Origin of the sequence: Spiroplasma sp. ChiS (genome assembly GCF_002968355.1) — a bacterium.
GTDB classification, from domain to species: domain Bacteria; phylum Bacillota_I; class Bacilli_A; order Mycoplasmatales; family Mycoplasmataceae; genus Spiroplasma; species Spiroplasma citri.
The window spans coordinates 1-9,729 of record NZ_PUUH01000264.1 but is presented as its reverse complement, the minus strand read 5'-3'; the positions used below and the strand labels follow the sequence as shown (position 1 = coordinate 9,729).

Below are 9,729 nucleotides of genomic sequence, written 5' to 3'. Positions count from 1 at the left end.
TACTTAAAAGTTTTTTCATTGCTGTATTCCTTTCTGAACAATAAAAATAGGAATAGCATCACAGCACTATTCCCACAAGCAATTTATAACATATTTCACAAGAGTATAAATAAATACCCCAGTAAAATATGTTAAAATTGTCTGTGGAAACGCTAGGTGTTAACTAGTGTTTCCACGATAGTAAATTGTTTCCTAGACAATTTACTATCACTTTGTTTAATAAAATTTGAGAAGCAGTAAGAGAAAAAGTCGCTTACTACTATTATTATACCACATCTAATTTATAGGTGTGGTTTTTTGATAACTTTTTTTATTTACCACAGTTGTTATCCCCCGTATTGACAGTAAATCATTCATCATCGATTTTTTGAATCGTAAAACTACAATTCAAGCATTTTTGTAAATCAACATCGACAATCATTAAATTATGATTTATAGTATCTTTATCTCAAAAATTAGGGTTATTAAAAGTGTCCATAATTTCATCTATAAGATTTCTCATATTATCCCATGTTTTTGCTTTTTTAGAATTATTATTTAATAATACCCAATATTCGTTATCTAACATATTTCATAGTTTTATATATTTCATTTGATAAGAAGATGCTTCATTTAAAGAATTAAATCCAAAAGTACCATAATACTTAATAGGATTACTTTTTTTCTTTCCCATTCTTCTACAGCGGAATTAGCCCCCTAAGTTTATTTTTTATATTTACTAGTGTCTTAGTTTTTTCTCAAAAATTATCAAAATCTTTTATACTTATATCATTTTTGTTTAAAATACTAATAATTTTAGATTTTATTGTTTCGTTTATTTTCTTCATATTTTTTATATATTCTCCTTTATTTTATTTCCTTGATGAGTTCTTCGTATGCTTGTTTTTGTCGCCAATAATAAGGGTTTTCCCAAATACTACTTAACTCATTTTCAGTCTTAATAAATGTATCTGAATGTTTAATATGGTTTAAAATTAAAAAATCAGTATATTTTTTTTCTGCTAATCATTCTAATATATTAGATGTATTTTCATTATCTTTTATATTATTAAAAACTAATTTAATTACTGGCATTTCTCTTTTGTCAATTCCAGTAATATAATTTAAGGTATTTTGTAAATCAACAATACCCTTATAACTACCAAGTCCACTATTTATTGGAATTAAAATTAAATCACTAATTAATAAAAAATTTAAACTTAGTTCATCTACCGTTGGTGGATAGTCAATCAACACATAATCATAACCATCCAGTGTATTCTTATTAATTTTATATATTAAATCACCAATAAAATATTTTTCTTTTTCTTCATATAAATCTTTTATTAAAAAGATTGATTTTCTGACATTTTCACTAGAAGCAATAATATCAATGTTTTTATACTTAGATTTTTGAATTACTTTATCAATGCTTATATCTTCAACCGAGGCAATTATTTTTGCCATTGTTTTATTAATGTCTGTATTATCTTGTTGTAATTCTAATGTTATAGTACCTTGACTATCTAAATCAATTACTAAAACTTTTTTATTATCTAAGGCAAATTTATAAGCGACATTTTTGCATAATGTCGTTTTTCCGACCCCACCTTTTTTGTTACAAAAACTAATCATCTTCATTATTATTGTTTTCCTTTCCATAACGCTCTTTAAGAATTTCATTCATTAAAGTTGTATATAATCATTTTTTTCTTTTTGCTTCTTTTCTAAATGCTTCCACAAGTTTTTTATCGCAATACATATTGGGTATCATATCTGTTGTTTTCCTTTTTCCGCTTCTTTTTAAATTTTCTTTTGAATAAGCAGCAGTATTTTCCACCCGATCTAATATTTTATTTTTTATACTATTTTTACTTTCAATTGGCATTGTTATCTAACTCCTTTCTTTTTATTATATATTATTTTACAAATTTTACAAGTAAAATGTATTTTACATATATAAAAACATTATAAAATATGGTTTCTAAAAATTATAAAATATGTAAAATTAATTTTACATATTTTATAAAAAATACGGGAATTAATTTAGTACTAAATTAATTTTATTACCATTTACCCACGAAAATAACGTTCAGTGCGTCACAGACAACGATAGCAAAACAAGCAATGAAAAACCCTTATAAAATAAGGGTTTTAGAATAATGGTATAATGTTTTTGTAATAATAAAAAAATTAGAAGGAAACGAACACTTGTGCCTATAAAATTAAACGACTTTATGCAAGAAACATATTACAAGGTTGATTATGAGAAATTGTTAGATTATTTTTCACAATTTAGGATATTTCTTTCAAAGTGAAATAACAAAAAATATCTTAAAAATTGAATAGATTGTTTAAAACAATATGATAAAGAAATATCACAGCAAATAAATGAAAAAAATAATAAAATAAATGTTAATACCAATTTAGTAAAAGATGAATGATTTAACCAAAAAATAGACTTAGAAGAAAATGAAATAGTTATACATTTCAATATAAATATAGTTAATCAAGCAATTTACAATTTAAAAGAACAAGAAATAAATTTAAATTTATTTAAAAATGAAAAATCAAATATTTATTGAACTCCAATTTTAAATGAAACTATTATTGAAAAACACACTATTAAAAATAGCCCCATTTACTTAACAAAATTTTTTAATAATAAACAGGGCAGAATAACAGAATGATTATTGATTGATGGAAACCACAGAGTTTCAAAAGCTTTGGCGTTAGGAAAACAAACAATTAATTGTGTTTATATCACACAAGACGAAATAATTAAAATTAATCCATTCATTAATGATTTTGATAAGTACTTTTATATTTTATGAAATGAAATTAATAATTTAAATAATTATCGTATAAATAATTTATATATTTCAGATAGAAAATTATTTAAAAAATCTTTTTTAATACATAAATTGAGTTGATTTAATTATTTTATTTAACAATATATTTAAGTATCCCCAACGATTTATCATCAACAATATTTTAATTTAATACATAAACTAAATCATTTTAATTTAAGTAAAATATCACATATCACTCCTATATTTATATACTTTTTAACAATTCTAAATTTATTTAATTAATTAAACTAAATTGGGCTCGCGGTGATTTTTTAAATTTTATGTAAATTACTATAAATTTAAAAAAAACTTTTGCCGTGCTTTTCAAAGTACTTGGGAAAAATTCTAAGCGTTAAGCGAGGAATTTTATAAAGGTTCCCAAATTTGTTTGAAAGATTTTCAAAACTTTTTTTAACTTTTAAGTTATTTTATCATAAAAATTTAAAAAAATCAACCGCTCGCCCAAAAATTACTCCTTGTTGTTTCAGATTTCGTGGGTGTTTAGTTCTTGTCACGCATAGTTATTGATTTGATTTTCAATTCAATTAGAGAGTGTTTGAGTTGGGGTAATTCAGTGGACTTGGTAGTTGTCTTTATAGTATTTGCGGAGACCATCAAGTTTTTTTCTAAACCGTTCGGGGGTTTTGCGTGTTCGCTCAAATTCCACTAATTGAATTGTCCCATCAGTTTTGTAAACAATTAAGTCAGGGTAGGCGTTGAGATTACCATTTTCCATTTTGAGATCCCGCTCTGTTTGGTAATGTTCGATGTCATTTTGTGCAACAAGTCATTTGATGAGCATATCTTGGTGGGCGAGTTCATAAAAATTAATTTGAATACTTTTTTTATGAACTCGCCCTAAATATGAATTTCCTTTGTGTGTTAAAACATAAATGTTTTTGCGAGTTAATTTATTAGCAATAATTAATTTTTTATTAATTAAAATATATAATTGTTTCTCAACTGTATTTTTGTTTTTGTTTAATAACAAAGCTACTTGTTCTAAATTTAAGTACCCTCATTTATTAATCATATCCATAATTTTAATCTGCTCTGTCATATTATAAACTCACTACTGCGGAACACAAACATTAAGCCGAAACCCCGTGCTATCAACAACGTTGAGAGTGCGGGGTTTCGGGTGCTTGGCGTGCCAAAATGCTTGTAGTTCCGCAGTATAAACAATAATTAATTAAACTATTAATAGTTTAATATTAATTTATTTAATTATACTATATATTTTATATATTTAGTACTGTATTCAATAAAATTACTAATAGATTTAATTTAATAATAATTAAAATTTAATATAATATTTAGGTTTTGATATAGTAATGGTATTTATTTTGGTTTTCTATTGGRAGAAAAAGAAATAAAAAATATCTCTTTTTACTAAACAGCAAAAACGATATGATAAAGACCATATCTTAGTGTTATATTCGTTGTCTTGCTACTCTGTGGTTTTACGCAAGTTCTGTGCTTTGTTGGTAGGGGGGGGTGAAGAACTCGATAGGGGAGTTAGTCTAGGTTGTCTAATTCCACTAATAACTCACTGAGTTCTTCTTCAGACATTTCTGGTGGTTCCCCCTTGTTTTTTTCATAGTGTGTGTTAAACTTATCAACAAGAGAATTATTTTCTCTGGTAAGTAAATTTTCACTGTTTTTAGCAGAATACTTAGTTTTTACGAAAGATTGGTATTCTGCTTTTAGTTTGTCGCTTTCAGCACAAATTTGTTTGCGTGCTTGTTGGTAAGTTAACCCACTTAAAAATGGGTTTGTTGCTTGTTCTTTTTCGTAGCGACGAGCAGACACAGTTAAATAATGCAATTCTTTAATTGCAGTGTCTTTAATTGCTTGATAACCCGTCAAGCGATATTTATTATTATCACGCGTGTTATAAATTCAGTAGTTAAAATACATATCAAGACCAACCAAAAAGTATTTACCAGTTTTGTCTAAGAAACACATTATTTTAGGCACACAAATAAATTTGTCATAAATTTTGACTTTATAACTGTCTTGGCGGGTAGGGTGTTGGCGAACATTTTTTTTCGGTAAGTAAAAATTAGAGATATGTTTTTTCTCGTCAAGTTGATTAATCACTTTATAACTCAACCCACCTATCTCAACAAAGTGATAATTGAGTTGTTCTGCTTGTTGTGTTAGTTCTTGCATAATAATATGCTCCTTTCTGCCGTTTTGAGCGAATTTAAACCCCATATCAGTGTTGATATTTTCCAAAATCAATTATCATTTCTTTTTGTTTATTTCAAAGCTGATATAGACTTAATTTTTGTTGTTTTGATATATTAAATAAAAAAATAGGTAGAATGACTTTTTTATCATTCTACCTATACACAAAAATTAAATAAATGTTATAATTTAACTGACCTACCAAAAGGTGGGGGTTAAATCAATAACCTAATTAAGTGGTTTGTTGGACCGCTTAATAGGTGTATAGAAGAATGACTGTCCGGTCATTTTTCTTTGTTTTTATTTAGTTGTTTTTATTTTACCACAAAGGGGATTAAATAATTTAATTTCAACTCCTTTTTTGTAACAAATAAAAAGGGAAATAACAGACCGCTATTTCCACAAACATTATAATAATTGATATAACACATTCTAAGTTAAATAAAATATGTTAAAATTGTCTATGGAAACACAGTGAGTTCAAAATTTCTTGTGTTTCCGTTTTTAATTGTCCTAGCATTTTAATTGCTAACAAATTGATTATATAGCAAATTTTAAAAATATACAAATATTTTAAAAAATAAAAGTATATCAAAAATGATATACTTTTATTTTTTAATACAATATTTAAATATCTTTTTAAAGTGGTTGTGTAGGACCAACAATTACATCAAACTCTGTTCCATCATTTTCATATGAAATTGGTATTGTGCTTTTAATATAAAAATTTCCATCTTTTTTTTGAATATATCCATTTTGAATATTAAAAATTCAATCTGTATTTTCATATTTTGTAATCAAATCAAAATAATATTTTGCAGAATAATTAATATAGTTTAAAGGATAATCACCATTAGTGGGAAGAGCAATATACAAATACTGACTTGTATCATATTTTTTATATATTCATGTATCAACTTGATCAACTGTTTTATAAAAAAAATAATCTACATAAATTTCAGAATGAGCTGGTACATTTATTTTTTGACTAGTTGCATTATAAGTATCTGTCACAGTATCTGTTCATGTACCCTCTGCACTAATTTCAGCACTAATTTTTGTGCCTAAAACATATGCATCAATATCAATTGTGGTGCCTATTTTCATTCCCAATTTTAAAGAATTCCCTACTGTTTGTTGGTGAGTATAAGAAGATGTGCTTAAATTTTGTTCTTGATCATTTTTATTTATTAAAACATCATGAGCATGATCAAGCTCATTTTTTGATTTATTTGTTATTTCTGATATATTAACAAAGCCATTATTGGTATCAAACATTCATTTTTCTTGCAAACTGTCATCTCAGCCAAGATAAAAGTAATCACCATTTTTATTAGCCTGATCTGTATTTGCTCCAAAAGCATCAAGATTAATTTTATAATAATCGGAGTACTCTTTTTGGTTAAAATAACATATACAATATCATAAATATCCAAAATATCCTTTCCCAGTTGATAAATCTCAATTGCCCGCATTAGGAATTGGTAATTCATCATTCTTAATTTCTTGTTTTGTATATGATAAAGTTGCTTGATTTGTTGTTTTTGGTTCGTATGTTGTATTAGCAACAAGAGGTGCTACAGCACTAGTTGCTAACATACCTGTTCCTACTAAACTTAGTAGTTTTTTCATATATTATTACTCCTTTCTTTTATAAAAATAGAAATAATAGGCTTATTTTCCTTATTATTTCCATAAATTTATAAAAGAATTGATATGATATATTAAAATTTGATACAATAATTTACAGAAACACAAGGAATTTAAGCATTTTGTGTTTCTATGCTATAAAATTATATTTCTATTTTTATACTTTCATCTTAACAATAAATTTTTTAATAACAACCCCATATTTAAAAATAAATGAAAATTTTTTTTATTTAAGTGATTAATTAATTCATCTATACAAGTTGCGGCAACTTGTATTTTTTTAATAAATAACTTGCCACTTGGTAGCGTTGTTTTTAAATAGCATTCACCAATTTTAAGGGTTTTAAGGTCGTTGGGATGAACAATAAACTCATCCACCGAACGCACCGACCCCATATCAGCGGTGTTATTTTTAAAATCAAGTTGTCGTGTTAGTTTTTCGGTTTCTTGGGTACCAAAAACACTCGCTACATATTCCGCCGTGGTCGGGTCTTTAATGTTATGACAAACAATATTGCTGACATTCCCAAAAATGGTATCTGTTAAATTCATATTGTTTGTTTTTAAATCATTTATTGTTTGAAATGACAAGAAACATTGATAATTAAAACTACGCGACTTATTTATCAAGTTGACAATTGTTTCACTTGCAAAGACATTAAACTCATCTAAAACAATGTTAATTTTTTGATTAACTGGTTTTAGCGTAGTTAATTCTTTTAAGTCTTGGATAATTATTTTTCCAACTGAACCCGCTAGTTCGGGGTATTTCAAGGAATTAATACTAAACAAAATCGTTTTATGTTTTGTGATCAATTCAAGTAAACTATTATTTTTGCCAAGCGAATTATTTAATTGCATAGAGCAAATATCTAATTTACTATACATACCAGCAATTTCTTTTTCTTCAAAATTACTAAGTTTAATTTGGTTAGGTTCTACTATGTCACCAATCAATACTCTTAAATTCCCAAGTTGGAAATAATCTGTAATGGTTTTTAGCGTTATAGGGATTTTATTTTTTAACATAACATCTAATAAAATTAATAAGTAATGTTTTGCCTTATTTCTATAATATTGTTCTGAAAAATCAAATAACGACATAATCTTATCTGATAAGACAACATTATCTTTTGTCGCAAAAGGGTTGTATTCCGTTGACCCACCAATTTCTCAAATAAAGGCGTTAGGGTCTAGTTGTTTAACTTTATTAATTAAATCAATATCACCCTTACCATCAATAATAATTGTGGTCTGTTTAAATATTTGAGTTAATTGTTTTACCAAAAACATTAATGTTGTTGTTTTACCGCTTCCCGTTGTACCAACAAGTAGCGTATGCTGAGTTAAATTGTTTTTTGGAATACCATACTTATTATTCAGAGCAAGCATTTTGTTTCATTCACATTGATAAAGATTTATTAAGTACTGTCCTTGTCAAATTTCACTTTTTAAATGTTGCTTGCTGTCAGCGTCATATATTCATATTGTATATTCATCATTTTTTTGATACCAACTGCAAATGATTTACCACCTTGCGACCCGTGAATGCATTTTTTATTAATTCACACCGACAAACCTTTATGTTTGGGAATAGAAAATAAAACGGCTTTCTCGGTTTCGCGTTTTAGTTTTCTTCGTGCCATAATATTAACTGTTACTCATTCGTTTTGTTTTTGTTCCATAATTTATGTTTCCTTTCCTAGGTTATTAATGTCTTCTTGGGTACCGATTGCTTTGATTTCTTCGCTTGTGGCGATAACTTGCAAAATATACCGCTTATCATTAATGCTAAATAAGCACAACCCTTTTTTAGGAGTTAAAATAACATTTTTCTCATACGCATTTATCATATTGTTATCAGTCAATAATTCAGTATAATTTTGCAAACCGATTGAATTTAAATGATGAATAAATTGATAAGTACACTGCTCAATTATTCCCCGTGCTTGGCGTTTAACATTTTCGCCATGTTGGGTAAAGTCGCCGATACTTTGCGTTAAAATATATAAAATTCCGTTAAATTTACGACAAGTTTTCGATAAAGTAAATAAATAATTAAGGGCAAGCAAATTATCTTGGTTAATTAATAAGTGTGCCTCATCGACCGCAATACAAATTCAACTTTGTTGTTCGGGTGGTAAGTTTAAGTTATCTTCTTTATTCTTTTTCATAACACGGTCAAGCAACGCTAACAACAAATACATCTGTGCGTTAGCGATTGTTTTTGATTTTGCCATATTGTAAATATCAAAAACAATCAAGTCGCTTTTAATTTCTAAGGTACTAACACCATTAAACAAGGTGCCGTCTGCTCCCTTGGTTAGTTTTCATAACATTTTTTCTAACAAAGTATCTTGTTCTTTTTGATATACCAAGTTATATAAATCAGTTAAAATTGGATAATCTTTTCGAGTTAATTGACTTAAATTTGTATCAGCAGTAATTTTAAAGTTTTTATACAACTGAATAATATATTCTTGCAATTTAGCAAGGTCTATATTTGTTAAATCACTATACAAATTTTTAAACCATTGTTCTAGTAATGAAATGTGTTCGGAAAAATTATCAGTAAAGATTTCTAAGGGGTTAATTTTTGCATTTGGGTTATTACCAAATTCAATAATTTCCCCACCATGGTAATTGGCAAAACTACCATATTCGCGTTGTGGGTCAATAATATAAATTTTTGTGTTATTACAATATAATCAATTTAATTGCTTTTTAACATTAAAAGTTTTTCCAAATCCCATCTGGCCCACAATAAAAGCATTATGACTCGCTCTTATTGATGACTTGGTTTTTATATCAAATATGATTGGTTGTATTTGCTCATTTTCACCCATTATTAACCCCTTGGGGTCATTTAACGGTTTACTTGGAAATGGTCAAGAACAAGCAAGAGTAATGGTTGCCATTTCTTGCTCAATGTTTTTTAATTTATCATTATTGTTAAATAACAAACATTTATAAGTTGAAAATTGGCGAAATGTCAAATCATTAACAGTAAAACGATTTCTTATCATTTCATTTTTTAAATTTGAAACAACTTGGT

10 protein-coding genes are annotated in these 9,729 nt (G+C 26.8%); 1 reads left to right on the top strand and 9 read right to left on the bottom strand.

All coding sequences use genetic code 4. The annotated features are described in order from the left end of the window. Nucleotides 1-310: 310 nt before the first annotated feature. The 3 genes from C6B38_RS06790 to C6B38_RS06780 form a co-directional block, all read right to left on the bottom strand. Nucleotides 311-673: a hypothetical protein gene (locus tag C6B38_RS06790; protein ID WP_105299077.1), complete on the bottom strand. Its 363-nt coding sequence runs from the start codon at nt 671-673 to the stop codon at nt 311-313. Nucleotides 674-846: 173 nt separating this feature from the next. Beyond that, nucleotides 847-1,620, bottom strand: a complete 774-nt coding sequence (locus tag C6B38_RS06785; protein ID WP_162475926.1) for a ParA family protein — start codon at nt 1,618-1,620, stop codon at nt 847-849. Further along, nucleotides 1,607-1,867 (bottom strand): hypothetical protein, encoded by a 261-nt coding sequence (locus tag C6B38_RS06780; protein ID WP_105299075.1) that lies wholly within the window; start codon nt 1,865-1,867, stop codon nt 1,607-1,609. The genes C6B38_RS06785 and C6B38_RS06780 overlap by 14 nt, the downstream gene beginning before the upstream one ends. Nucleotides 1,868-2,192: 325 nt before the next feature. Here C6B38_RS06780 and C6B38_RS06775 point away from each other — a divergent pair, with 325 nt between their 5' ends. Continuing rightward, complete coding sequence (locus tag C6B38_RS06775) at nt 2,193-2,930, top strand: hypothetical protein (protein WP_105299074.1); 738 nt, start codon at nt 2,193-2,195, stop codon at nt 2,928-2,930. Between the two features lie 370 nt (nt 2,931-3,300). Here C6B38_RS06775 and C6B38_RS06770 read toward each other — a convergent pair whose 3' ends face one another. The 6 genes from C6B38_RS06770 to C6B38_RS06745 all read right to left on the bottom strand — a co-directional run. Continuing rightward, complete coding sequence (locus tag C6B38_RS06770) at nt 3,301-3,870, bottom strand: hypothetical protein (protein WP_146693350.1); 570 nt, start codon at nt 3,868-3,870, stop codon at nt 3,301-3,303. 479 nt (nt 3,871-4,349) lie between these two features. Next, nucleotides 4,350-5,006 carry a hypothetical protein gene (locus tag C6B38_RS06765; protein ID WP_105299072.1) on the bottom strand — a complete coding sequence of 219 codons (657 nt, stop codon included), beginning with the start codon at nt 5,004-5,006 and terminating at the stop codon, nt 4,350-4,352. 657 nt (nt 5,007-5,663) lie between these two features. Further along, nucleotides 5,664-6,656, bottom strand: a complete 993-nt coding sequence (locus C6B38_RS06760; protein WP_105299071.1) for an ETX/MTX2 family pore-forming toxin — start codon at nt 6,654-6,656, stop codon at nt 5,664-5,666. Nucleotides 6,657-6,809: 153 nt separating this feature from the next. Next, nucleotides 6,810-8,066, bottom strand: a complete 1,257-nt coding sequence (locus tag C6B38_RS06755; protein WP_105299070.1) for a type IV secretory system conjugative DNA transfer family protein — start codon at nt 8,064-8,066, stop codon at nt 6,810-6,812. Between the two features lie 59 nt (nt 8,067-8,125). Then, on the bottom strand, nt 8,126-8,359 hold the full coding sequence (locus tag C6B38_RS06750) for a hypothetical protein (RefSeq protein ID WP_105299069.1): 234 nt from the start codon (nt 8,357-8,359) through the stop codon (nt 8,126-8,128). Between the two features lie 3 nt (nt 8,360-8,362). After that, a partial coding sequence (locus C6B38_RS06745) for a VirB4 family type IV secretion system protein (protein WP_162475925.1) occupies nt 8,363-9,729 on the bottom strand: 1,367 nt, incomplete at its 5' end.